The organism is Pseudonocardia sp. TRM90224, assembly GCF_021245725.1.
GTDB lineage: Bacteria > Actinomycetota > Actinomycetes > Mycobacteriales > Pseudonocardiaceae > Pseudonocardia.
The window spans coordinates 735,447-759,239 of the sequence record NZ_JAJGSX010000003.1; the positions used below are offsets into that span (position 1 = coordinate 735,447).

A 23,793-nucleotide genomic window follows, 5' to 3' on the forward strand; every position below is an offset into this window, starting at 1 on the left:
GCGCCACCCTCATCCGGAAGTACGAGCGTGTCGCATTTGGTTCGAACGTCCGGCCGAGGTGCGCGACCGCCTCCGCAGGAGATCGTCTACGGCATGACGGAGATGATCGAGGCCGTGCTCGGGTACGGGGCATGGGGGCTGGGCATGGCGCTGCTGCTCGTGATGGCAGGGCTGCCGCTGCTGGAGGGCCTCGGCACCGCGCGGGACGACCGATGAGCGACAGGGCGGGCGAGAGGGCGGGCGAGAGGGCGCTGAGCGGGCTCGGCCTGACGTTCCGGTATGGCGCGTCGACCGTCCTGCACTCGGCCGACCTCGTGGTGCACCGCGGCGAGGTGGTCGCGGTGACCGGGCCGTCCGGCTCGGGGAAGTCGACGTTGCTGCACTGCCTGGCCGGGATCCTCGTGCCGGCCGAGGGGGAGGTGTGGCTCGGCTCCGACCGCATCGATACCTGGTCGGAGGCGCGCCGCACGGCGCTTCGCGGCGCGCGGTTCGGGTTCGTCTTCCAGTTCGGGCAGCTGCTCCCGGAGCTGCCGGCCGTCGAGAACGTCGCGCTGCCGCTGATGCTGGGCGGGATGCGGCGCGCCGACGCCGTCGCGAAGGCGGCCTCGTGGTTCCCGCCGCTCGGTCTCGAGGGGTTCGAGCAGCGCCGGCCGGGACAGCTCTCCGGCGGGCAGGAGCAGCGGGTGGCGATCGCCCGCGCGCTGGTCACCGAGCCGGAGGTGGTGTTCGCCGACGAGCCGACCGGCGCGCTCGACACCGAGAGCGGCCACCGGATCATGGAGCTGCTCGCCGCGCTGGTCGCGCGCACCGGCGCCGGCCTAGTCGTCGTCACGCACGACGCCGACGTCGCGGGCCGCTGCCACCGTGTGGTCGAGCTGCGCGACGGTCGCACGCCCCCGCTCGGGGCGCCGTTGACGGGCGCGCACCCGTGATCGGACGGACGGCCGGGCTGAGCCTGCGGTTGTTGCGGCTCGGCGGGCGCAGGGCGTGGTTCTCGGCTGGGCTCGTCGGGGCCGGCGTGGCGGTCGGAGCCATGCTGCTCGCCGTCGCGATCGGCGCGCTGAACGGTTGGGACGCGCGCGAATCGCGGATCGGCTGGCGCAGCGGGGCTGCCGAGGGCTCGACCGCCGCTCCCGTCGCCTCGGTCCGGGTGATCGACGACCGGGTCGCCGGGCAGCCGATGCAGATCGTCGACCTCGTCGACCCGCGGCCGGGCGTTGCGCCACCACCAGGGCTCGCGCGGGTGCCGGCGCCGGGCGAGGTGTTCCTCTCGCCCGCGCTCGCGGCGCTGCGCGCCCAGCTGCCTCCCGACCAGCTGGCGCAACGGCTGCCGGCGCCGGTCGGGATCATCGAACCGGCCGGCCTTCGTGACCCCGGCGAGCTCGTCGCGGTCGTCGGCCGGTCGGGGCCGGTCGCGGGCGCGACGCCGGTCGAGGGGTTCGACCGCGCGGGCGGGATCGGCCCGATCGAGATCTACCGGCAGCTGACGTTCGTTGCGGTTGCGCTGCTGGTCGTGCCGGTGGTGAGCATGCTCGGCGCGTCGGCCCGGCTCACGGCGGCGCGCAGGGGCGAGCGGCTGGCCACGTTGCGGCTGCTCGGCGCGTCGACCCGGCAGGTGACGGTCGTGTCGGTCACCGAGGTGACGGTCGTTGCGACGCTCGCAGCGGCGGTGGGGGTCGGCGCGCAGTGGCTGCTGGCGCCGGCGCTGGCGACGATCGAGCTGGCCGGCTCCGGCTGGTACGCGGCGGACCTGCGGCCGGCACCGCTGGTCGGGGCCGCTGTTGTGGCCGGGGTCGGGGTGCTCGCGATGATCGCGGCCGTCGGCGGGATGCGCCAGGTGATCGTCAGCCCGCTCGGGGTGGCGCGCAGGGCACGGCCCGGTGGGGCAGGACTGGTCCGGCTGCTGGGGTTGGTGGCGGGCATCGCGGTGTTCGCGGGGGCGAACATCGCGATGCGCTCCGGCCCCGCGGCGTTCGGCGGGATCTTCTTCGGGCTCGGCGTGCTCGCGCTCTTCGGCACGGTCTCGCTGATCGGGCCGCTCGTCGTCCGGCTGGTCGGGGCGGGCATGACGCGCACGGCGCGGTCCGTGCCGCTGCTGCTCGCCGGGCGCCGGCTGCTGGACGACCCGAAGGGTGCGTTCCGCCCGCTGGCCGGGCTGGCCATGGCGGTGTTCGTCGCGGGGTTCCTCGCGCCGCTCACCGCAACCGCGACCGCGGCGCTCGACCTGGACGACAGCCGGCTGTACCTGCGCACCCGCGACGTCCCGGCCGTGACGATCGCGCAGGAGGCCACGCAGCGGCTCGACGCGATCGGCATCGCCGCCACCGTCACGGCCGAGGAGGACCGGATCGCGCTCGTACCGCCACCTGGCGTCGAACGCGACCGGGTGCGGACCGCGCTGGCCCCGCTCGTGGACGGCCGCGCGGTGCTGACCGAGCGGGAGCAGGACGAGTACGGCGTCGTGCTGCTGGGTGATCTCCTGCGCGGCGCGCTGATCGTGCTGGTCGGGACGTTCCTCGTCGCGGCGACGGCAACCGGGACCACTGCGGCGGCCAGGGTGCTCGACCAGCGCCGACGGCTGCGGCTGCTGCGCCTGGCCGGCACCCCGCTGGCGGTGTTCGACGCCGCCAGGCGCGCCGAGACCGTCCGGCCGCTGCTCGTCGTCGGCGGGATCGCGCTGGCGCTCGGGCTGCTGTGCGCATCGCCCTTCGTCGCAGCAACCTACGCGCTCGCGCCGTCGGGCCTGATCCTGCTGGGCAGCGTGCTGGTGGGCGGGATCGTGCTGGTGCTGCTGGCGTCGGCCGCGAGCCGGCCCCTGCTCTGCTCGGTGGCCACCGGGCCGGCGCGGGACGACTGAGCGTCAGATCAGCTCGTCGAGGTGGATCACGGCGGGGAACGGCTCCGCCGTCGTGAACGTGCCGGTCACCGGCCCGGCGTCCTGGTAGCCGAACTCGCCGGCGAGGTGGCAGGCGGTCAGCGACACCGGCTCGGTCGGCTCGATGAGCCAGTAGTGCTGGATGCCGGCGTCGGCGTACTCGAAGCGCTTGGACTCGCAGTCGATGCGACGCGAACCCGGGGAGAGGATCTCTACGACGAGGAGGAGTTCCGAGGCTCGGACCACGCCACCCTCTCGGCGGAGGCGCTGCCGCGCGTCATGTCGCACCACGATCATGTCCGGTTGGCGGACCGTCCCCGGTGCGTCTGCAGGCGCAAGCTGCAGGTCGATGTCCAGGTCGAAGTTGACCTCGGTGCCGGGTGGGCACTGTGGCTCCAACTGGCAACCTAAGCGGAAGGCTGCGCGGTTGTGATCCGCAGTCGGACTCGGCGACATCACCAACCGCCCTTCGGCGAGTTCGGAGTACCCGAACTCGATCTCCCCGATCGCCAGGTATTCAGCGACGGTCAGGAGATGCGGCGGTGCCACCGGCTGCATCGTCATCTCGCCTCCTCGCTCCCGCGAAGTGTCCCACGACCCTGTGTGTACACAGTGGGCGCCACGGCCCCCGAATTTCCCCACCGTTTTGTGCACCTGCGCGCTCTGCAGGCGTGCAAGTGCACAAAACGGTGGGGAAGTTCTACCGCGGGTAGAGGCGGAGAGGGAGGTCAGGCAGTGGGTTCCAGCACGAAGACGGGGATCTGGCGGTCGGTCTTCTTCTGGTAGTTGGCGTACTCGGGGTACGCCGCCACGGCGCGCTCCCACCAGACGGCCTTCTCGTCGCCGGTGACCTCGCGGGCGCGGAAGTCGCGCGTCTCGGTGCCGTCCTGCAGCTCGACGAGCGGCTCGGCCTTGACGTTGTGGTACCAGACCGGGTGCTTCGGCGCGCCGCCGAGCGAGGCGACGATCGCGTAGGTGCCGTCGTGCTCGACGCGCATCAGCGGCACCTTGCGCAGCTTGCCGGACTTCACCCCCAGCGTGGTGATGAGCACGATCGGGCGTCCCATGATCTCGATGCCGTCGGTCGTGCCGTTCGCGAGGATCTTCTCGGTCTGCTCGCGGACCCAGCCGGTGGGGCTCAACTCGAATTCACCTTGCAGTGGCATGACCTCCACAACGGATCGATCATCGTGGATCTTCCCGCGGTCACCCGCCCGGTCTACGGTCGGTTCCGGAGGGCAGACGATGAGGGAGCGCACGGTGGGTACGACACCGCCGCGGGTGATGGCCGTCGCCGGCACCGATTCCGGCGGCGGCGCGGGAGCGGTCGCCGACCTGAGGGCGTTCGCGGCCTGCGGGGTGCACGGGTGCCTCGCGGTGACGGCCGTGACGGTGCAGAACACGGTGGCCGTGACGGGTGTGCACACCGTGCCGCCCGAGACGGTCGCCGCGCAGATCGAGGCGGTCGCCACCGACATCGGGCTGGATGCCGTGAAGACCGGCATGCTGGCCACCCCGGCGATCATCGAAGCGGTCGCGTGGGCCTGCGACCGGGCCGGCATCGGCGCGGACGGGCCCACCCCGCTGGTCGTCGACCCGGTTGCGGCCTCGATGGGCGGCGACCAGCTGCTCGCCGACGAGGCGCTCGACGTCTACCGGACGATCCTGTTCCCGCGGGCCACCGTGATCATGCCCAACCTCGACGAGGTGCGGCTGCTCGTCGGGATCGACGTGCACGACCGCAGCGCCCAGTACGACGCCGCCAAGATGCTGCACGGCTTCGGCGCGCGCTACGTCGTCGTGAAGGGCGGGCACCTCGTCGAGGACACCGATGTCTGCGTCGACCTCCTCTACGACGGCACGACGTTCACCGAGCTGCCCGGGCCGCGGTTCGAAACCGGCAACACCCACGGCAGCGGCGACAACATGGCGGCGGCGACGGCGTCGGCGCTGGCCAGGGGGATGTCCGTGCCCGACGCCGTGGCGTTCGGCAAGCGGTTCATCGTGAACGCGGTGCGCGCCTCCTACTCGCTCGGCTCGGGGCACGGTCCCGTCTCACCGTTGTGGGCGACTCCGCAGTGGTGGTGAGGCCGCTTCCGGTGGTCGGAGGTGTGCTTCCGCAAGACGGGATCTAATGTGCGTGCTGATGAGCATCATGGGCACGCGCGTGGTCCGCATTGAGGACCCGGTGTTTCTCTCCCGGGGCGCCACGTACACAGACGACCTCACCGACGAGCGGCTGACCGGCGCACTGCACCTGACACTTGTGCGGTCCCCGATCGCGCACGCTCGCATCACGAACATCGACACCTCGGCGGCGAGCGAGTCGCCCGGTGTCGTCGCCGTGATCACCAACGCCGACCTGGACATCACGCCCGCGGTGCTGTTCGCCATGGCGCCGAAGACGATGGCCAGGCCGTTCCTCGCCGCCGACAAGGTGCGGTTCGTCGGGGAGCCGGTCGCGGCCGTCCTCACCGAGGAGGCCTACCAGGGCCAGGACGCCGCCGACCTCGTCGAGGTCGACTACGACCCGCTGCCGGCCGTCGTCGACATGAACACGGCGCTCGACGGCGACGTCCTGCTGTTCGAGGAGGCCGGGTCGAACCTGGCCGGCGCGCTGCAGGACGCGGAGTTCGACGAGCACCTCTTCGACGACTGCGAGGTCGTCGTGACGCAGGAGATGGTCAACCAGCGCCTGGCCGCGGCGCCGCTGGAGGGCCGGGCCGCCGCGGCGGCGTGGGGCGACGACGGGCGCGTGACGCTCTGGTGCTCCACCCAGAACGCCCAGGCCGCGCGCGACGAGATCGCCGGCTGGCTCGGCATCGACCCCGCCCAGATCCACCTCATCGCACCCGACGTCGGGGGCGGGTTCGGCGCGAAGATCGGGGCCGACCCGGAGTTCGCGCTGGTCACCTGGCTGGCCAAGCGCCTGGACCGGCCAGTCAAGTGGACCGAGACCCGCTCGGAGAACATGACGGGGATGGTGCAGGGCCGCGGCCAGCTGCAGACGGTCACGATCGGCGGCAACCGCGACGGCGACGTGCTCGCCTACCGCATCGACGTGATCGCCGACGCCGGCGCGTACCCGCGCCTGGGCATGTTCCTGCCGTTCTTCACCCGCCAGATGGCGCCGGGCGTCTACGACATCCCCAAGGTCGAGTCGCGGGCGCGGATGGTCGTGACCACCACGACGTCGACCGGCGCCTACCGCGGCGCGGGCCGTCCGGAAGCGACCGCGGCGGTCGAGCGTGCGATGGACCTCTTCGCGGCCGAGATCGGCATGGACCCGGCCGAAGTGCGCAAGCGCAACGTCGTGGCCCCCGACAAGTTCCCCTTCACCAACAAGGGCGGGGTCGTCTACGACTCCGGCGAGTACGCCAAGGCCATCGACACCGTGCTGGAAGCCAGCGGGTACGCCGGCCTGCGCGCCGAGCAGGCCGCCCGGCGCGAGCGCGGCGACGTCGTGCAGCTCGGGATCGGCGTCTCCGCGTACGTCGAGATCACCGGCGGTGGCGCGTTCAGCGAGGACGCGTCCGTCGAGGTGCACGGCGACGGCAGCGTCACCGTGCTGACCGGAACCTCACCACACGGACAGGGTCATGCGACGGCGTGGGCGATGCTCGCCAGCGAGCACCTCGGCGTCCCGATCGAGAAGATCACCGTGAAGCACGGCGACACCGACCTCATCCCGCGCGGAGCCGGCACGATGGGCTCGCGCAGCCTGCAGACCGGCGGCGTCGCGGTGTACAACGCGTCTAGCGAGCTGGCCGAGCTGGCCAGGACCCGCGCCGCGGACCTGCTGGAGGCGAGTGTCGACGACCTGGTGGTCGCCGACGGCGCCGTCACCGTGAAGGGCACCGACAAGGGCGTGACGCTGGGCGAGCTGGCGCAGCGCGAGCAGCTGCGCGTCGACACCGTGTTCGACAGCGGCGCGGCCAGCTTCCCGTTCGGTGCGCACGTCGCCGTCGTCGAGCTCGACGTCGAGTCGGGCAAGGCCGTCGTCGACCGGATCTTCACCGTCGACGACGCAGGGCCGGTGCTGAACCCGCTGCTCGCGGAGGGCCAGCGGCACGGCGGCATCGCGCAAGGCATCGCGCAGGCGCTGCTGGAAGAGGTCGTCTGGGACGCCGACGGCAACCCGCTGACCGCGACGTTCGCCGATTACGCGTTCCCGTCGGCGGCCGAGATGCCGAGCTTCTCCCTCATCGAGATGGAGACGCCCACCCCGCTCAACCCGATCGGCGCGAAGGGGATAGGCGAGGCGGGCACCATCGGCGCCACCCCCGCGGTGCAGAGCGCGGTGATCGACGCCGTCGCCCACCTCGGGGTGCGCCACATCGACATGCCGACCAGCCCGCTGCGGGTCTGGGAGGCCATCAACACCGCAACCGGAGGGCAGTCATGAGTGCCACGGTCAAGGTCGACATGACGGTCAACGGCACCGGGACCAGCGCGGACGTCGAGCCGCGGCTGCTGCTCGCGCACTACCTGCGAGACGTCGTCGGGCTGAAGGCGACCAACATCGGGTGCGACACGACGTCGTGCGGGGCGTGCACGGTGCTCGTCGACGGCGAGTCGGTCAAGTCGTGCACCGTGCTCGCGGTGCAGGCCGACGGCACGTCGGTGACCACGATGGAAGGGCTGGAGGAAGCGCACCCCGTCACCGCGGCGTTCCGCGCCGAGCACGGCCTGCAGTGCGGGTTCTGCACCCCCGGCATGGTGATGGCGAGCGTCGGGCTGCTCTCGGAGAACCCGACGCCGACCGAGCGCGAGGTGCGCGAGGGCCTGGAGGGCAACCTCTGCCGCTGCACCGGCTACCACAACATCGTCCGAGCCGTGCTCGCCGCGAGCGGGCAGGACCCGCAGGCCGCGACGGCCCACCCGAGCAGGAGCGGCGCATGATCCCCGTCGGATTCGAGTACGCGCGGCCCGGCTCGGTCGACGAGGCGCTCGCGCTGCTCACCGAGCACGGCGAGGACGCGACCGTGCTGGCCGGCGGGCACTCGCTGCTCCCGGTGATGAAGCTGCGGCTCGCCGCGCCCGAGCTGGTGATCGACATCGGCCGGTTGCCGGAGCTGTCGTACATCACCGTCGACGGCGACGAGGTCGCGATCGGCGCCGGCACCCGGCACTCCACCGTGGAGACGTCCTCGGTGCTGGCGACGGAGTGCCCGCTGCTGCCGGCCGTCGCCGCGACCGTCGGCGACCCGCAGGTGCGCCACCGCGGAACGCTCGGCGGGTCGCTCGCGCACGCCGACCCGGCGTCCGACCTGCCGGCGGCGGTGCTCGCGCTCGGCGGCGACGTCGTGCTGCGCAGCACGCGCGGCGAGCGGAAGGTGCCGATCACCAGCTTCTACACCGGCGTGTTCTCGACGGTGAAGGAGCCCGACGAGCTCATCGTCGAGATCCGGGTGCCGCGGACCGGCACCGCCGGGTGGGCGTACGAGAAGTTCAACCGGCGTGCCAACGACTGGGCGATCGTCGGGGTGGCCGTCGTCGACGGCAGGGTCGGGCTGGTCAACATGGGCTCGACCCCGCTGCGGGCGTCGACGACCGAGGCCGCGCTCGCCGACGGCGCCTCGATCGCCGACGCCGCCGCCCTCGCCGACCAGCGCACCGACCCGCCCGCGGACCTCACCGCCACCGCCGACTACCGGCGCCACCTCGCCCGCATCCTCACGAAGCGAGCACTGACGACCGCCGCCGGCTGACCGCGAGCCCCCACCCCAACCCACGAGTCCCCGCCTCGGCGCGCGAGTCCCGCGTTCTGGAGCGGTGAGTCGTCACTTTTGGCACGGTGAGTCGCCGCTTTCGGCACGGTGAGTCGTCACGCTTGGCAGGGCGAGTCGCGCGTTCGGGGCGACTCGCGCACTGGGCGGGCCGACTCGCGGGTGGTGTGCGTCACGCCGGCTGGCCGTGACACCGGTGTGAGGGTCATAGCGTCGGTGTCACCGAGCAGCAGTGGAGGTGGCGTCGATGCCGGGAATCGTCGTGATCGGGGTGGGTCCGGGCATCGGCCGGGCAGTGGCGGCGCGGTTCGCGAAGGAAGGCTTGCCCGTCGCGCTGATCGCGCGGAAGGCAGAGACGGTCCGTGCCGCGGCCGCGTCGATGGCGGGGGTGCGGACCGTCGAGCTGACGGCCGACGTCGCCGACGAGCTGAGCCTGCGGGCCGCGCTCGACGCCGCGGCGGCGGAGCTCGGACCGCCGGAGGCCGTCGTCTACAACGTGGGTGTGGTGCGCGCGGACGAACCCGGCGAGCTGACGAGGGAGCAGCTGCTGGCGACGTTCTCCGCGAACGTGGGTGGTGTGCTGACCACCGCCGCGCACGTGGCGCCGTCGATGCGGGAGCGCGGCAGCGGGACGATCATCGTGACCGGTGGGATGCCGGAGGTGAAGGCGGCCTACACGAGCCTCTCGATCGGCAAGGCCGGCGTCCGGGCCGCGGTGGACGCGCTCGCCGAGCAGCACGGGCCGCACGGCATCCACGTCGCGAGCGTGACGGTGGCGGGTGCCGTCGAGCCCGGCACGGCGTTCGACCCGGACGTGATCGCCGAGCACTACTGGTGGCTCCACACCCAGCCGCGTGACGCGTGGGACCGGGAGGTCCTGCACGCGGGCTGAGCGTGGAGCCACGGGCTGGAGCCGCGGGTCACCCGATCGGCGGGTCGTCCGGCAGCAGGTCGTAGCACTGCACGGGCGGGCCGTCCGGGGTCTCGCGCAGCTGCACCTGGACCGGTGCGCCGTCGAGCCCGCCGGTCGACCAGTCCGACGGCCGCAGCCGGACGGTCCGGCCCGCCGGCACGGTCAGGTGGCGCGGCCGGGACGGCTCGGTTCCCGGCGTGCCGCGCATGCGCAGCCGGCAGGTGAGCGCGCTGCCGCCGGCGACCGAGACGAGCAGGTCGCGTCCGCCGTCATCGAGCCGTGTCTGCACCTGCTGCCCGCCGGTCACGGTCAGCTCGTCGAGCAGGTACTGCCGCATCGAGGTGGTCCGCGGCAGGTGGTCGGCCGGCATGGCCTCCAGCATCAGGGAGATGGTCTTCGCCGCGGTGTTCTTGGCCCGGCCGAACGCGACGGCCCGCCGCCCCGTGCCGACGGCCAAGGTGTCGAACCGGTCGGCGACACCATCGCCGGGGACTGTCGCGATGGTCGCGGTGGATCCGGTGCGGGCCACCCAGCCGTAGGCGCTGCCCGTCCGGCCCACGACCTCGTGGGTCAACCGGTCGTGCCGACCGCGGGCCAGGTGCAGCTCGACGTCCACCGGACCCTCGTCGGCTCCGAACAGCGGAAGCCGGTGCAGACCGGGGATGGCGCCATCGCCCGTGTTCAGGTCGGTGGGCGACCCCGGTGCGCCCGGCAGGCCGGTCCGGTACAGCGTGCGCCCCGCGGAGTCGGTCACCTGGTGGGTCGCGGCGTCGCCGCCGAGCAGGAACAGCGAGTCGCCGCCGAGGCTGGCGGGGGACGGCAGCCGTGGCTGGCGGCGGAGCACCGAGTACGGAACCTGGAACAGCCAGCGCGGGTCCTGGGAGCTGTAGTCGCCGTAGTGCCACCGACCGTCGCCCTCGATGATCATCTTGCGGAAGCCGTCCTCGATGTCCGCGGGGCCCGTCGGCGGCAGGCTCGGGTCGGCGATCCAGATCTCTCGCGGGCTGCTCGCCGTCGCCTCCACCCAGCGGATCGGCAGGATGGAGTGCCCTGACTGCTTCCAAGAACGCACCATGTTCAGCACCGGCCGGTCCCCGCGGTCGAACGCGGCCTTGCTCGCGTCGAACACCTCGTTGCCGTTGTTGATGCCGCCGAGCCCGAAGAGGCCGGCCGCGATGTGCGTCGCCACCCAGGCCACCGAGTCGGCGCCGAGCTGGTAGCCGTGCACGATGTTGATCCGCTGGGTCACGATCTCGTCGCGCGGCAGGTCGTAGATCGGCTGGGGGAGCGGCGACCGGTCGTGGAACGCGTTGATCGCCTCCAGCGACATTCCGAAGCAATTGCCGTTCTTCCCGACCCCCTTGTAGATCTGGTGGTAGAAGAAGTGCTCCCAGCCCTCGTCCAGGTACTTCAGCGGGTTGACGTGGAACTGGAACCCGGGCTCGACGTCGGAGAACGTGCGGCCGTACGTCTGCGGGTTCATCCGCTCGGTGTCGAAGTTGTCGAACTGCCAGAAGAACCGCGACCGGAACGGCCCGTTCAGGTCGGTCGGCACGTCCTGCGGTTTCAGCACGTAGTAGGCGTCGAACGTGCCGTCGCCCTCGGCGTGGTGGGTGTCGAGGTCCTTCATCCCCCAGAGGTTGTCCACCGTGTAGTGGGTGTCGAGCGCTCCCAGCAGGTCGTCGCCGTCGGGCGAGTCGGCGTCGTGGCCGTGCAGCGCGAACGCGACGAGCAGGTCGCCCTGCACGCGGTCGGTCAGCGCCAGCTGCACCGGCGGGTCGAGGGTGACGTGGTTCTGGTCGCTCCAGTCGCCGCCGGGCCCCGCCAGCCGGCCGTCCCAGCGCAGGAAGGGCTCGGCGGTGCCGTAGCGGGCGAACAGCCAGTGGTCCACGTAGATGTCGGGCGGGTTGCCGGGGATGTTCTCATCGGTCTGGGTGGCGTGGAAGCCGCTCAGGTACAGCTCCAGGGTGCGCATCGCGTGGGCGGTGCCGTCGGGTCGGGCCAGCGGGTGTTCCTCGGGAAACCAGACCAGGCAGCCACGCTCGAAGTCGATGAAGCGGACCGGGGACGCCGGGTCGTGCGGGCTGGTCCGGACGCCGCTCACCGGCAGGCCCAGCTCGCCGGTGTGGCCGCGGTTGAGCTGCCAGCTCTGCCAGAACGTGCCGTCCAGCGCGACCACGACGTCCGCGGTGTTGTTCCAGACGAGCGCGCCGCGCTCCAGCAGCAGCCAGCCCGTGATCACGGTCCCGGTGTCGGGATGCAGCTCGAGGTGGACCGGCGCGGTGGGCAGCCCGAGCGGGCCGGCGGGGCCGCCGTGCTCGGCGTACCAGGCGTCGTAGATCCGCCCGTGCTGCACCACCACAGCGCCTCCGGTGGCGGTGGACATGCTCTGGTAGATCGAGGCGTGCTCGAAGTGCTGGATGCGGCTGGCTCCGGCGGGCCCGGACGTCCTGTGCGAGGTCGGCCAGCCGTAGCTGCCGGTGACGTCCCCGCCGGCGCGGTAGGCGTCCCAGATCCGGCCGGTCACCACGGTGTACGTGGCCTGCCCGGCGATGACGGCGTCGGCGACGATGCCGTCGGTGAAGTAGCTGACCTGCGCGCCGCCGGTGAAGACGGTCTCGCCGACCGGGTTGCCGAGCTCCGGGTGAGCCACCCGTGAGTCGGCCGGCGCCCGCCCGGCCGCGTCGGGGCCGAGCCAGGTCGTCGCGTGCGGCCGGGACACCCGCACCGCACCGTGGTCGGCGGTGGCCACGACGGTGGCGTGCTCGAAGGGCTGCATGCTGCCGTCGCCGTCGGGTGTCGGCCGGGGCGCTCCCAGCGGCGCGCCGACCAGCCCGCCCGCGACGTGCGGGTGCTGACCGATCGGGGTGCCCAGCATGACCGGGGCGACACGGAACAGCTGACCGGTGTGGAGATCGCCGGCGTAGACCTCGCCGGTTTGCGGGTCCACGGCGACCCCGCCGGTCACGTGGTTCAACGCGACCCCGCCCACCGGTTCCAGGCGGGTTACATCCAGCACCTCGAGCCGGTTGTTCACCGCGGCGTACACGTGGCCGCCGCCGATGGTGACGGCCCGCACCACGCCGCTGGTCGGGACGACGGTTGCGGGTGCGGACATCGCGGACCGGTCCAGCACCAGCACACCGCACTCGTCGTCGACCTTGCCGAACGCCGCCACGTGGACCCGGCCGGCGACGGGATCGACGGCGACGTCGAGCGGCCCGGAACCGGCCGGTAGCGCGATCCTCGCCACCACTGCCCGCGACACCAGGTCGATCACCACGAGCTCGTCGATCATCGGCGTCACGTCGTGCAGACCGCGGGTGACGAACAGCGTGTCGGTCGCCTCGTCGACGGCGATGCAGCCGGTCGTCCGGCCGGTCTCGATCCGCTCGTCGGGGAGCTCCAGCCCGGTCCTGGCGTCGATGACGCGGATGCCCGGGCCGTGGCTGAGGTACGCCCGGCCGCGGCCGGTGTGCACCGCGAGGTCGATCGGCGCCATGCCGACCGAGGTGGTCGCGACCGGCTTCCAGGTGCTGCGGTCGAGGGTCGTGACGCTGTAGCTCTGCTGGTGGTAGTTGGCCACGAACACCCGCTCGTACTCCGGCCGGACCAGGGAGGCGACGCTGCGGGGCTGCCAGCCGACCTGGATCCGGCGGTGCGGCGGCACCTCACCGGGCGCGATGTCGCCGGCCAGTGCCGACCGTTCGAACACGACGAGGTGACCCGGACCGGGCGAGTCGTGGGAGTTGACGAGGCCGGCGAAGGCGTGTGTCGCGTAGACGTAGCGGTCGTCGACGGCGATCCCGTCGACGGTGGCTCGCCAACCGTTCTGGGTGCCGAGGGGAAAGGCGGTTGCCGTGAGCTGGACCTGGCCGGGCGGGCAGACCGTAGCCGCTGCCGGCTCGCTGAGATCGATCATTCGAGGCACGTCCATCGGAGTCGGGATCGGAGGGATCGACCAGCAGTGAAGGCCACGGCCCCGGCCTGCCACATCCGTGAAAGATGCCCATCTGGTGCCGGCAGCTACCTACCTCCTGGCACCGGTCGCGCCGGGACGTGCGACTCGCGCGCCGGGACGTGGGACTCGCGCGCCGGGACGTGGGACTCGCCGGCCGAGGCGGGGGACTCGCGCGCCGAGACGGGGGACTCGCCTGCGGAGACGTGGGACTCGCGCGCTGGAACGTGGGACACGCCCGCGGGGGCGGGGGACTCGCGTGTTGGGGCGAAGGGTTCGCCCGCTAGGGCACGAGGCCGGCGTCTTGCGCCGCTATAGCGGCTTGGACGCGGGAGCGCAGGCCCAGCTTCGTGAGGACGCGGCTGACGTGCGTCTTGGTGGTCGCTTCCGTGATCACCAGGTCGGTGGCGATCTCGGCGTTGGAGAGGCCGCGGCCGAGGCAGGCGAGTACGTCGAGCTCGCGGGGGGTGAGTTCGGACAGGCCTCGCGGCGGATCCGGCTTGCGCACCGGCGCCGAGAGCCGCGAGATCACCCGGCGGGTGATCTCCGGGGCGAGCACGCCGTCGCCGCGCGCGACCGCACGCACCGCCTCCAGCAGCGACGGCGCGTCGACCGACTTCAGCAGGAACCCGGCGGCGCCGGCCGCAAGCGCGGAATCGACGTAGTCGTCGAGGTCGAACGTCGTCAGCACGAGCACGTCGCAGACGGCGTCGGCGATCAGCCGCCGGGTCGCCTCGATGCCGTCGATCCCGGGCATCCGGATGTCCATCAGCACGACGTCGGGTTTGAGCTCGACGGCGAGGTGCACCGCGGCGAGCCCGTCGCCGACCTCGCCGACCACCTCGATGTCCGGGGCCGACCCGAGGATCATGACGAGTCCTGTGCGGATCGCGGCCTGGTCGTCCGCGACCACCACCCTGATCGTCATCGTCCTGCCGCCACCTTCGTCTCGACGGGCAGAACCGCCCGTGTTGTCCATGTTCCACCGTCGGCGCGGGCGTCGACGCTGCCGCCGACCGCTCCGGCGCGTTCGCGGAGGCCGAGCAGGCCGGTCCCGGTGCCGCCGCCGGCGGGCGCGTCGGGCACGAGGTCGTTGGCGACCGTGACCACGAGGGCCCCCGCCGCGTGCTCAAGCGTGAGCCGCACCGCGCTACCCGGAGCGTGCTTCGCGGCGTTGGTCAGCGACTCCTGCACGATCCGGTACGCCGCGAGGTCGACGGCGGCCGGGATCTCGACGTCGGGCGGGCGGCGGTCCGCCACCGTGATCGTCAGCCCGGTCTCGCGGCCGGCGTCGAGGAGCGTGTCGATCCGGTCGAGCCCCGCGGGTGAGGTGCGCGGGTCGGCGTCGCCGGAGCCGTCGGCCCGCAGCAGCCCGATCATCGTCCGCATCTCGGAGAGCGACGCGACGCTGTTGCGGCGCACCGACGTGAGCACCTTGCGCAGGGTCGCGTTGTCGACGTCGGGGATGCTCAGTGCGGCCTCGGACTGGATCGCGATCGCGGAGAGCTGCCCCGCGATGACGTCGTGCAGGTCGCGCGCCATCCGGGAGCGCTCCTCCGCCACCGCTGCCTTGCGGTCCAGCTCGCTCATCCGCTTGGCCTGCTCGGCGCGGTCGCGCTGGATGTCGGCCAGCTCGCTGTGCCGGCGCACCTCGCGCCCCCACATCACGGGCACCGCGAGGGCCAGCACCAGGTTGAGCGAGACGAGCAGCGCCGCGCGGCCGCCGTCGGAGATCAGGCTGACGACGGAGGCCACGCCGATGACGGCCGTCGACGCCCCCGCGACGGCCCAGCTGGCGGCGCGCGAGGTGAACCGCACCGCGCAGTAGAGGAGGTCGCCGAACACCAGCATCACGCCGAGCGGGGTGTTCTCGATGACGACGACGCTCGTCAGCATGGCGCCGCCCAGGATCAGCAACCCGACGATCGGGCTGGCCCTGCGCAGGACGACGCCGAGCGACGCGACGGCGATGACGCCGAACCGCGGCCAGAGCGGCGACGCCTGGTCGAAGTCGCGCGTCCACGTGATTGCGACCTCGGGTGCCACGACGAGCAGCAACGTGCCGACGCCCAGGAAGCCTGCGGCCATGAGGAGGTCCTCACGCCACTCCCGCGCCGTCAACCGTGCGATCACCCGCACATTGCAGCACGCCCATGCGCCGCACGCGTCGATCGAAGGTGGTACACGGCCGGGCGGGAAGATCGGTCCGAGGAGTGACGACCGGCCGGGTGCGTTCCCTGCAGGATTCTCGGCGTGAACGACTTCCTCGCCCAGAACCCGCTGGTGATCCTCATCGGCGCCTGTGAAGTCGGGTTCTGGGTGCTGCTCGGGCTCGGCCTCGCCGCGCGGTACCTGCTGCGCGCCCGCCGGCTGAGCAGCGTCCTCCTCTTGCTCGTGCCGGTGCTCGACATCGTGCTCGTCACGGCGTCGCTGGCGGACGTCGCCGGTGGTTCACCACCCGGCCTGACACACGGGCTGGCCGCGGTCTACCTCGGCTTCACGGTCGCCTTCGGGCACTCGTTGATCAAGTGGGCGGACGCCCGGTTCGCGCACCGGTTCGCCGGTGGCCCTGCGCCGGTGAAGCCGCCGCGGTACGGGGCGGCCAGGGTCGCCCACGAATGGAAGGAATGGGGCAAGGCCGCGGTGGCGTGGGTCATCTCGGTCGCGGTGATCGCGTTGACGGCGGTCGTCGCCGGCACCGGAATCCCGGCACTGCCGGCCATCCCGTCCGACCCGATGTGGAACTGGGCCTTCCGCATCAGCATCGCGGTCGGCATCTGGTTCGTCGGCTGGCCCCTCTGGACCACCATCGCGCCGCCGCGGGCACCCGCGGCCCAATTGAAAGGCTGAACACCATGCTGGAAGTGCTCGGAATCCTGATGATCGTGCAAGGCATCGGGGGATTCATCAACAACTGGGTGGACGGCAGCCCGAGCTGGTTCCTCGTGAACTACATCCCGGCACTCAACGGATTCGAGCTGCCCGCCAGCGCCGCGCTCGCCGTCGCCGGGTTCGTGATCGCCGGGATCGGCGAGCGGTCGCGGAAGCAGCGCAAGGCCGCTTGAGCCGGGGACTACAGGTAGTCGCGCCAGAACGGCACGTCGACCTGTTGTCGTGTCCGGAATTCCTGGTCCACGTAGTCGGCGAGGTCCAGTCCGTAGACGAGGATGTCGTGCAGCGCGTGGATCGACAGCACGGAACGCCCGGATGTGTCGCGACCGGCCGGCAGGTACCGGTGGGCGTACACCGGGATCATCCGAGGCACGTCCGCCAGGCGTGATCGGGCCTCGGCCACCGCCAGCTCGGGATCAGCGGGACGCCTCTTCCACCCATCCGGCCAGTGACCGTCCCGGACGGCGCGGAGGATGACGGTCTCGGGGTGGTCGGCCTGGGCCTGCAATTCTTCCCGGTCGCCGTCGCGCCAGTTCGGCCAACCCCAGCTCGCCTTGTCGGGATGGTCGTCGCCTTTCGTCCACACCGGGAGGCCTTCGGCGAGGAAAGCACGGTGATCGATCGCGAACTCGAACCCGTACTGCAGCTCGATCTCGTCGAACTCGGCGTCCGTCAGCCCGTGCTGGATGTCGACGGTGCCCAGCCGCCGCAGCCGCAGCGCCGCCTCGGCGCCGATCATGCTCCCGATGAGGTGCAATGCGGCCTACCGGTGCACGTCGGCCGAGGTGAGCAGGTCGAGCTCGGCGTAGGTCGGGAGGCCTTCCCAGTCGCCGTCGACGGTGACGGCGAAGGCGCCCGCGGCCGCGGCGGTCCGGACACGCTGCGCGGGTTCGGCACCGCGGATGCGCTCGACGAGGTAGCCGGACGCGAAGGCGTCGCCCGCGCCGACCGGGTCGAGCGTCGCCACCTCGAACAGCGGGACGTCCACCAGCTCGCCCTCGATCATCGCGATGGCGCCGTCGCCGCCCCGTTTCACCAGCACCTCGTGGGTGCCGAGCGCGGTGAGCGCGCTCGCGAGAGCAGGGGCGTCGTCTCCGTCGACGAGCAGCCGCGCCTCTGCTTCCGTGACGAACAGGATGTCGGCGCGTTCGGCCAGCCACCGGTACTCGGCGGCGGCCTCGGCGCCGCTCCAGAGCCGTTCACGGTGGTTGACGTCGACCGACACCAGCACCCCGGCCTCGCGGGCCCCCTCGACGGCCGCGTGCACGGCCTCCCGCGCCGAGGCGCTCAGCGCCGGCGTGATGCCGGTGACGTGCAGGATCTCGGCGTTGTCGAGCACGTCGTGGTCGAGATCGGCGGCGGAGAGGCGCGATCCGGCGCTGCCGGCTCGGCGGTACGTCACACGCGTGACGGTGCTCGTGCGCCGCTCCTTGACCATCAACCCGGTCGGCGCGGCAGGATCGGTCCGCACCCCGCTGACGTCGACCTGCTGCCCGGCGAGCGTCTGGCGCACAAGTGCGCCGAACTCGTCGTCACCGAGCCGTCCGATCCACGCCGACGGCACGCCGAGCCTGGCCGCGCCGATCGCCACGTTCGCCTCGGCACCCGCCACGCGCAGGTCGAGCGAACGGCTCTGACGCAGCAGCCCGATGCCCGGTGTCGCGAGCACGGCCATCGCCTCGCCGAGGGTGACCAGCTGGGCGGTCATGGAACGCGCCGCGCGGCCGAGATCGCCTTCTCGGCCCGCTCGCGCAGCGCGTCGAGCGGGCCGTCGAGCAGCGCGTCGCCCAGCAGCGGGCTGCCCAGCCCGACCGCGATGGCGCCGGCCTCCAGGTAGGCGGGGATGTCGTCGAGCGCGACCCCGCCGGTCGGGACGAACGGGATGTCGTCCAGCGGCGCCCGCACCTCACGCAGGTAACGCGGCCCGCCGAGGCTGGCCGGGAAGAGCTTGACCGCGGCGGCCCCGAGCTCCCACGCCCGCTCGGCCTCCGTCGCGGTGAACGCGCCGGGGTACCAGCGGAGCCCCGCGGCGTGCGCCGCCTCCGCGACCGCTGCCGACGTCCCCGGCGCGACGACGAACTGCGCGCCCGCCTCGGCTGCGGCGCGCGCCTGCTCCGCGGTGCGCACGGTGCCCACCCCGACCTCGACGGCATCGCCGTGTCGTTCCCGGGCGGCGGTGACGGCGGCGAGCGCGCCCGGCGTGTTCATCGTGATCTCCAGGCAGGTGATGCCGGCGTCGACGAGCACGTCCAGGGCCTCGGCGACCCGCGAACCTTCCGCGGAGCGGAGTATCGCGATTATCCGGGTGCGCACCAGCTGGTGGCCGGGATCCGGGCGGCTGCTGTGGGTCACCGATCCTCCAGGTGCGAGTCTGGGGTGCGTGAAGATCGTAGGCGTAGAGACGTTCCTGGTTCCGCCGCGCTGGCTCTTCCTCAAGATCACGACGGACAGCGGGGTCGCCGGGTGGGGCGAGCCGGTGGTCGAGGGGCGGGCGCACACCGTCGCCGCTGCCGTCGACGAGCTGTCCGACCTGCTGATCGGCGCCGACCCCGCGCGCATCGAGGACCTGTGGCAGACGATGACCCGCGGCAACTTCTACCGCGGCGGCCCGGTGCTCTCCAGCGCGGTCAGCGGCGTCGACCAGGCACTGTGGGACATCAAGGGCAAGGTGCTCGGGGTGCCCGTGCACGAGCTGCTCGGCGGCCCGGTGCGCGACCGCGTCCGGATGTACGGCTGGATCGGCGGCGACGAGCCGGCCGAGATCGCCGAGCGCGCCGCGCAGCGGATCGAGGCCGGCTACACCGCCGTCAAGATGAACGTCGGCGGGCGGATGCGGACTCTGGAGTCGATGCGCGAGGTCGGCGCCGCCGTCGCGCGGGTCGCCGCCGCACGTGAGGTGCTCGGGCCGGACCGGGACGTGGCGATCGACTTCCACGGCCGCGTCTCGCCGGCCCTTGCGCGGGTGCTCTGCCGCGAGCTGGAGCCGCTGTTCCCGATGTTCGTCGAGGAACCGGTCGTCCCGGAACTGTCGGGCGAGCTGGCGCGGATCTGCGCCTCGACGACGATCCCGATCGCGACGGGCGAGCGCCTCTACTCCCGATGGGACTTCCAGGGCGTGCTCTCCTCCGGGATCGCCATCGCGCAGCCCGACCTCTCCCACGCCGGCGGCATCTCCGAGTGCCGCCGGATCGCGGCGCAAGCCGAGACGCACGGCGTTGCGCTCGCGCCGCACTGCCCGCTCGGCCCGATCGCGCTGGCCTCGTGCCTGCAGGTCGACCTGGCCAGCCCGAACGCGCTGATCCAGGAGACGAGCCTCGGCATCCACTACAACGTCGGCGGCGACACCCTCGACCACATCGTCGACAAGTCGGTGTTCGCGCTGCACGACGGCCACGTCGAGCGGCTCACGGCGCCCGGGCTCGGCATCGAGATCGACGAGGCCGCCGTCCGTGCGGCCGCGGAGCACGGCCACCGCTGGCGCACGCCGACGTGGCGGCACGCGGACGGCAGCCACGCGGAGTGGTGACCGTCCGTAGCTGGCGGGGAGGGCAGGAAAGCCACTTTCCTGCCCTGTGGGGACCGGAAAGTGGCTTTCCTGAACCACCCCGGCCGCCACGTGGCTACTCCGGGTGAGCGCCGCCCGCCGCCACCAGCTCGACGGTTCCTTGCGTCCCGTTCACCCGCACCCGGTCGCCGGTGTGCAGGCGGCTGGTCGCGTTGCCGCAGCCGACGACGGCGGGGATGCCCAGCTCCCGCGCGACGATCGCGGCGTGTGAGAGCGGCGCGCCCACATCGGTGACGACGGCGGCGACCCGCGGGAAGAGCGGCGTCCACCCGACGTTCGTCACCGTCGTCACCAGCACCTCGCCGGGTTCGAGCGCCTCGCCCTCGTCGGCGCTGCGCAGCACCCGCACGGTTCCCTCGACGACCCCCTTCGCGCCGGGGAAACCGCTGATCACACCCTCGACCGGCGCCGTCGCCGCGAGAGACTCGTCGAAGACGTCCCCGCGCCGGTCGGGGTCGGCCGCCCACGCGAACGGGTCGAAGTGCCCGCGGATCAGCGACGGGTACGGCGGCAGCTCGCGGTAGCGCTCGTAGGCCGCGCGCCGGTCGCCGGTGTCGGGCACCTCCTCGCCGCGCAGCACGCCCGGCACCTCGTCGATCGTCAGCATGAAGACGTCGTCGCCGAGCCCGGTGAGCTCCCCGGCCCGCAGCAGGTAGCTGCGCAGCACGGCGAAGACCCTGATCAGCTCGGTGCGCGCCATCTCGCGGCCCCGCTCGGCGCGGGCCCACCGGTCGAGTCGCTTGCGCGTCGCCGCGACCTTGCGCGGGTGCGCGGCGACGAGCCGGTCCCACGCCTCCCGGTTCGCCCGCTCCTGCTTCTCCAGCAGCTGGAGCGGGTCGGCGCCGGCGGCGCGCAAGGCGGTGAGCTGCGCGTCGAGCCAGCCAGGACGTTCGGTCGGGCGCGGCAGCGACACCTCGAACTCGTGCGGGCCACGGTGCCCGTACCGGCTCGCGTACGTGGCGGCGTCGATCTCCCCGCGTTCCAGCAGCGCCAGCCCGACGACGGGGCCGAGGCTGGCCAGCACGTCGCCGTCAATGGTCAGGCCCGACGTCAGCGCGGTTGCATCGGCCTCGCCGACCAGCTTGCGCAGCCGCTTCTGGGCGGTCAGCAGTGCCACCGGGTCGCTGCGCCCCGCCGCGGAGAGCATGTCCGAGGCCTTCTCGAGCAGCGGGCGCAGCTCGGCGTCCCACATCGCGGCGAGCTGCCGCGCGTCGGCGGTCGCGGAGATCCGCTCGACCAGCCCCGCGCAGCGCGCCGGGTTGCCGGCGATGTACGCGGGCAGTGCCTTCCCGTCCGCCCTGATCAGCCGCAGCGTCGTGACGATCTTCGGGAGGAGCTGGCGGAGCACGGCGAGCCTGCGCAGCGGGACGGGCGGGATCGCCGTGGCGTCGGGCAGGCGGCCGAAGGTGTTCACGGTGAGCGAGCGGAAGCGCTTCTCGCTCACGCCGACCAGCCCGGACAGCGCGGCGGCGAGGCTCAGGTTCATGTAGAACCGCCCGCCGACGATCCCGTACGCCCTGCGGTCGGGCAGCGACGTCGTCGGCATCGCGTGGTCCATGAAGATCCGCACGAGCGACCACGTGCTGGGCGTCATGACGTCCGGGATGGCCTCGCCGAGGTTCGTGCTCGTCCAGAGGAAGTCGCCGGCGAGGCTGTCGTTCCACGGGTCGCGCAGCCCGGTGATCGGGCGCGCCTGCACGATCGCGAACCGGCCGGCGGCGAGCGCCCACTCGACGTCCATCGGGCGGCCGTAGCGTGCGGCGATCCGCCTGCCCAGCTCCGCGAGCTCGGCGGCCGACCGGTCGTCGAGCACCGCGAGCGCCCGGCGCTCCGCGGGGACGGGCCGCTCGACGGCGCCCACCTCGGTGCGCACCGTCATGACGGTCTTGTCGCCGGTCCGGCGCTCCCGAACGGCGCCGGTCGCAGCGTCGAGCACCAGCTCGTCGGGGGTCACGTGCCCCCCGACCAGCGACTCGCCGAGCCCCCACGTCGCGTTGACGACCATGCGGTCGGTCATGCCGGAGACGGGGTCGGCGGTGAACAGCACGCCCGCGGCGTCGGCGTCGACGAGCTCCTGCACCACGACGGCGAGCGCGACGTCACCGGGCTCGATGCGCTCGCGGCGGCGGTACTCGATCGCCCGGTCCGTCCAGAGCGATGCCCAGCAGCGCCGCACGGCCTCCAGCACGGCTTCCTCGCCGCTGATGTCGAGGTAGGTGTCCTGCTGCCCGGCGAAGGACGCGCCCGGCAGGTCCTCCGCGGTGGCCGACGACCGCACCGCGACGGCGGGTGCCCCCATCGCCGCGTACGCCTTGCGGATCGGCGCCGCGAGCTCCTCGGGGATCTCGTGAGCCGCGAACAGCTCGAACATCCGCGCTTGCGCGTTCGCCTCTCCGGCTGCGGCGAGGATCCGCTCCTGCAACCCGTGCGCCTCGACGAACGCGCGGTACGCCGCCGTCGTGATGTGGAATCCCGGCGGCACCGGGATGCCGGCGCGGCTGAGTACGGCGAGCGATGCGCCCTTGCCGCCCACGAGCGCGAGATCGGCTGCTGCGTCGTCGAGGGGGAGGACGGTCGGCGAGCTCATGTCGGTTCCTTCGACAGCTCTGGTCGGGATGACCAAATGTGTTCATCTGGTCATCGCGGACTGTAGGCTCCTCCCGACCTACCGGCAAGAGACTTCCGTCTCAGTCCCGCCCGGCGCTCCACACCCGGGTGACCTCGGTGAACCCGCGCCGCAGGTACCACTCGCGCGGCCAGTCGGCGACCGTTGCGCGCAGCGCCAGCACATCGCAGCCCGCCGCTCCCGTGAGCGAGAGCGCCTCGGCGAGCAACGCGTCGCCGTGGCCGCGGCCCCGGTGCTCCGGATCGGTGTTGACCATGTCCAGCTCGGCCGTCGCACCGTCGATCTTGAGCAGAGCGGACGCGACCACCTCGTCGTCGCTGCCGCTGCCGGCGCTGCGGATGCCGAGCACCCGCAGGTCGACGACCTCCGCTTCCAGCAGGTACCGGTCGGCGAGCTGGTCGACCACGGCCTCGGCGACGTCCGGGATGCCGCGCCGCCACATGCGCCGCCACATCGGCCGCGCCGCGTCGACGTCCACCACGTCGACGATGCTGCCGAGGGTGTTGCTGCCCGCTCCGCCGGTCGGCTTCGTGAGAACGGCGACCTCCTGCACGTCCCAGCCGAGCTCGCGCAAGCCGTCGACGGCGGTCGGGTGCGAGAGCGTCATCCACCGGTGCTTCAGGCCCGCGCTGCCGAGCACCCGATCGGCCTCGGCCGCGGCGGTGCCGGCGTCGACCGGCTCGTCGAACAGCACCTGGTTGTGCTGGTAGGACTCGGGCGCCCCGGCGAGCAGCACACCGACCCCGCCCGCGACCCGCACCTCGCGCGACGCCACCCTGCGCAGCAGGGACGGCTCGGTGAGGCGCGCCCGCCCCGCGAGGTCGGTCGGCACGTCGCGCGGCGGCTCGAAGCCGGTCGGCCCCGGCCGGTAGGGCAGCACCGCCAGCACGGCCGACGTCGGCACCGGCCCGTACGCGTGCGGGAACGTCATGGAGGCCGGGTCGGACGGCACTCCCGGCTCCCACCGGACCTCGACCCCGATCCGCTCCGGGTCGAGCACCAGCAGCATCAGGTCGGACCGGCCCGCGAACAGCCGCTCGGCCGGCAGCATCACCTGCTCCGGCGTCGACAGGTGGACGAAGCCCACCTCGGCCAGCGACGGCGGTGCAACAGCGCCCACCGCCAGCGCGGCGCGCCACTCGGACGGGCTGATCAGGTGCAACAGGGTCCCGGCCATTCGGTCAGTCTGCACTGGTCCGATCGGACGTTCGCGGCAGCCGTCCTTGTCTTTGGCA

The 23,793-nt window shown here is 72.7% G+C and carries 21 protein-coding genes; 11 read left to right on the forward strand and 10 right to left on the reverse strand.

All coding sequences use genetic code 11. From position 1 onward, the window contains the following. Positions 1-93 precede the first annotated feature (93 nt). From LL648_RS43840 to LL648_RS07680, 3 genes are read left to right on the forward strand one after another with little or no spacing between them, the layout of a single operon-like run. A complete protein-coding gene (locus tag LL648_RS43840; RefSeq protein ID WP_255684552.1) occupies positions 94-216 on the forward strand; it encodes a hypothetical protein in 123 nt (40 codons plus the stop codon). Continuing rightward, positions 213-932 carry an ABC transporter ATP-binding protein gene (locus LL648_RS07675; protein ID WP_232661699.1) on the forward strand — a complete coding sequence of 240 codons (720 nt, stop codon included), beginning with the start codon at positions 213-215 and terminating at the stop codon, positions 930-932. The genes LL648_RS43840 and LL648_RS07675 overlap by 4 nt, the downstream gene beginning before the upstream one ends. Then, positions 929-2,857 carry an FtsX-like permease family protein gene (locus LL648_RS07680; RefSeq protein WP_232661700.1) on the forward strand — a complete coding sequence of 643 codons (1,929 nt, stop codon included), beginning with the start codon at positions 929-931 and terminating at the stop codon, positions 2,855-2,857. Before LL648_RS07675 ends, LL648_RS07680 begins: the two co-directional genes overlap by 4 nt. A 3-nt stretch (positions 2,858-2,860) precedes the next feature. Here LL648_RS07680 and LL648_RS07685 read toward each other — a convergent pair whose 3' ends face one another. Both LL648_RS07685 and LL648_RS07690 read right to left on the reverse strand, forming a co-directional pair. Continuing rightward, complete coding sequence (locus tag LL648_RS07685) at positions 2,861-3,439, reverse strand: Uma2 family endonuclease (RefSeq protein ID WP_232661701.1); 579 nt, start codon at positions 3,437-3,439, stop codon at positions 2,861-2,863. A gap of 164 nt (positions 3,440-3,603) precedes the next feature. Beyond that, entirely contained in the window at positions 3,604-4,041 is a 438-nt protein-coding gene (locus LL648_RS07690; RefSeq protein WP_232661702.1) for a nitroreductase family deazaflavin-dependent oxidoreductase, read from the reverse strand. Positions 4,042-4,120: 79 nt separating this feature from the next. On the opposite strand from LL648_RS07690, the gene thiD reads away from it, so the two are divergent. The 5 genes from thiD (at position 4,121) to LL648_RS07715 (ending at position 9,496) form a co-directional block, all read left to right on the forward strand. Then, on the forward strand, positions 4,121-4,963 hold the full coding sequence (thiD, locus tag LL648_RS07695) for a bifunctional hydroxymethylpyrimidine kinase/phosphomethylpyrimidine kinase (RefSeq protein ID WP_232661703.1): 843 nt from the start codon (positions 4,121-4,123) through the stop codon (positions 4,961-4,963). Positions 4,964-5,021: 58 nt separating this feature from the next. Beyond that, complete coding sequence (locus LL648_RS07700; RefSeq protein ID WP_232661704.1) at positions 5,022-7,280, forward strand: xanthine dehydrogenase family protein molybdopterin-binding subunit; 2,259 nt, start codon at positions 5,022-5,024, stop codon at positions 7,278-7,280. Then, complete coding sequence (locus tag LL648_RS07705; protein ID WP_232661705.1) at positions 7,277-7,777, forward strand: (2Fe-2S)-binding protein; 501 nt, start codon at positions 7,277-7,279, stop codon at positions 7,775-7,777. Before LL648_RS07700 ends, LL648_RS07705 begins: the two co-directional genes overlap by 4 nt. Next, positions 7,774-8,586, forward strand: a complete 813-nt coding sequence (locus LL648_RS07710) for an FAD binding domain-containing protein (RefSeq protein ID WP_232661706.1) — start codon at positions 7,774-7,776, stop codon at positions 8,584-8,586. The genes LL648_RS07705 and LL648_RS07710 overlap by 4 nt, the downstream gene beginning before the upstream one ends. Before the next feature lie 265 nt (positions 8,587-8,851). Continuing rightward, positions 8,852-9,496: an SDR family NAD(P)-dependent oxidoreductase gene (locus LL648_RS07715; RefSeq protein WP_232661707.1), complete on the forward strand. Its 645-nt coding sequence runs from the start codon at positions 8,852-8,854 to the stop codon at positions 9,494-9,496. 28 nt (positions 9,497-9,524) lie between these two features. On the opposite strand, the gene LL648_RS07720 is transcribed toward LL648_RS07715, so the two are convergent. The 3 genes from LL648_RS07720 to LL648_RS45090 form a co-directional block, all read right to left on the reverse strand. Then, complete coding sequence (locus LL648_RS07720) at positions 9,525-13,439, reverse strand: hypothetical protein (protein WP_232661708.1); 3,915 nt, start codon at positions 13,437-13,439, stop codon at positions 9,525-9,527. A 319-nt stretch (positions 13,440-13,758) separates the two neighbouring features. Further along, positions 13,759-14,403, reverse strand: a complete 645-nt coding sequence (locus tag LL648_RS07725) for a response regulator (RefSeq protein ID WP_232661709.1) — start codon at positions 14,401-14,403, stop codon at positions 13,759-13,761. After that, the gene (locus LL648_RS45090) at positions 14,400-15,608 is read right to left on the reverse strand and encodes a sensor histidine kinase (protein WP_232661710.1); all 1,209 of its coding nucleotides are present in this window, start codon (positions 15,606-15,608) and stop codon (positions 14,400-14,402) included. The genes LL648_RS07725 and LL648_RS45090 overlap by 4 nt, the downstream gene beginning before the upstream one ends. Before the next feature lie 120 nt (positions 15,609-15,728). On the opposite strand from LL648_RS45090, the gene LL648_RS07735 reads away from it, so the two are divergent. Together LL648_RS07735 and LL648_RS07740 are read left to right on the forward strand one after the other, a co-directional pair. Next, positions 15,729-16,325 (forward strand): hypothetical protein, encoded by a 597-nt coding sequence (locus tag LL648_RS07735; protein WP_232661711.1) that lies wholly within the window; start codon positions 15,729-15,731, stop codon positions 16,323-16,325. A 5-nt stretch (positions 16,326-16,330) separates the two neighbouring features. Then, complete coding sequence (locus tag LL648_RS07740; protein ID WP_232661712.1) at positions 16,331-16,540, forward strand: hypothetical protein; 210 nt, start codon at positions 16,331-16,333, stop codon at positions 16,538-16,540. An 8-nt stretch (positions 16,541-16,548) separates the two neighbouring features. Here LL648_RS07740 and LL648_RS07745 read toward each other — a convergent pair whose 3' ends face one another. The 3 genes from LL648_RS07745 to LL648_RS07755 are packed head-to-tail and all read right to left on the reverse strand — an operon-like array spanning position 16,549 to position 18,719. Next, on the reverse strand, positions 16,549-17,106 hold the full coding sequence (locus tag LL648_RS07745) for a hypothetical protein (RefSeq protein ID WP_232661713.1): 558 nt from the start codon (positions 17,104-17,106) through the stop codon (positions 16,549-16,551). A 24-nt stretch (positions 17,107-17,130) separates the two neighbouring features. Continuing rightward, a complete protein-coding gene (locus LL648_RS07750) occupies positions 17,131-18,075 on the reverse strand; it encodes a sugar kinase (RefSeq protein WP_232661714.1) in 945 nt (314 codons plus the stop codon). Further along, on the reverse strand, positions 18,072-18,719 hold the full coding sequence (locus tag LL648_RS07755) for a bifunctional 4-hydroxy-2-oxoglutarate aldolase/2-dehydro-3-deoxy-phosphogluconate aldolase (RefSeq protein WP_232661715.1): 648 nt from the start codon (positions 18,717-18,719) through the stop codon (positions 18,072-18,074). Before LL648_RS07755 ends, LL648_RS07750 begins: the two co-directional genes overlap by 4 nt. Positions 18,720-18,747: 28 nt before the next feature. Here LL648_RS07755 and dgoD point away from each other — a divergent pair, with 28 nt between their 5' ends. Continuing rightward, positions 18,748-19,893, forward strand: a complete 1,146-nt coding sequence (gene dgoD, locus LL648_RS07760; RefSeq protein ID WP_232661716.1) for a galactonate dehydratase — start codon at positions 18,748-18,750, stop codon at positions 19,891-19,893. 94 nt (positions 19,894-19,987) lie between these two features. On the opposite strand, the gene LL648_RS07765 is transcribed toward dgoD, so the two are convergent. Next, positions 19,988-22,519 carry a PEP/pyruvate-binding domain-containing protein gene (locus tag LL648_RS07765; protein WP_232661717.1) on the reverse strand — a complete coding sequence of 844 codons (2,532 nt, stop codon included), beginning with the start codon at positions 22,517-22,519 and terminating at the stop codon, positions 19,988-19,990. 100 nt (positions 22,520-22,619) lie between these two features. Continuing rightward, complete coding sequence (locus LL648_RS07770) at positions 22,620-23,735, reverse strand: GNAT family N-acetyltransferase (protein ID WP_232661718.1); 1,116 nt, start codon at positions 23,733-23,735, stop codon at positions 22,620-22,622. Between the last annotated feature and the right edge of the window lie 58 nt (positions 23,736-23,793).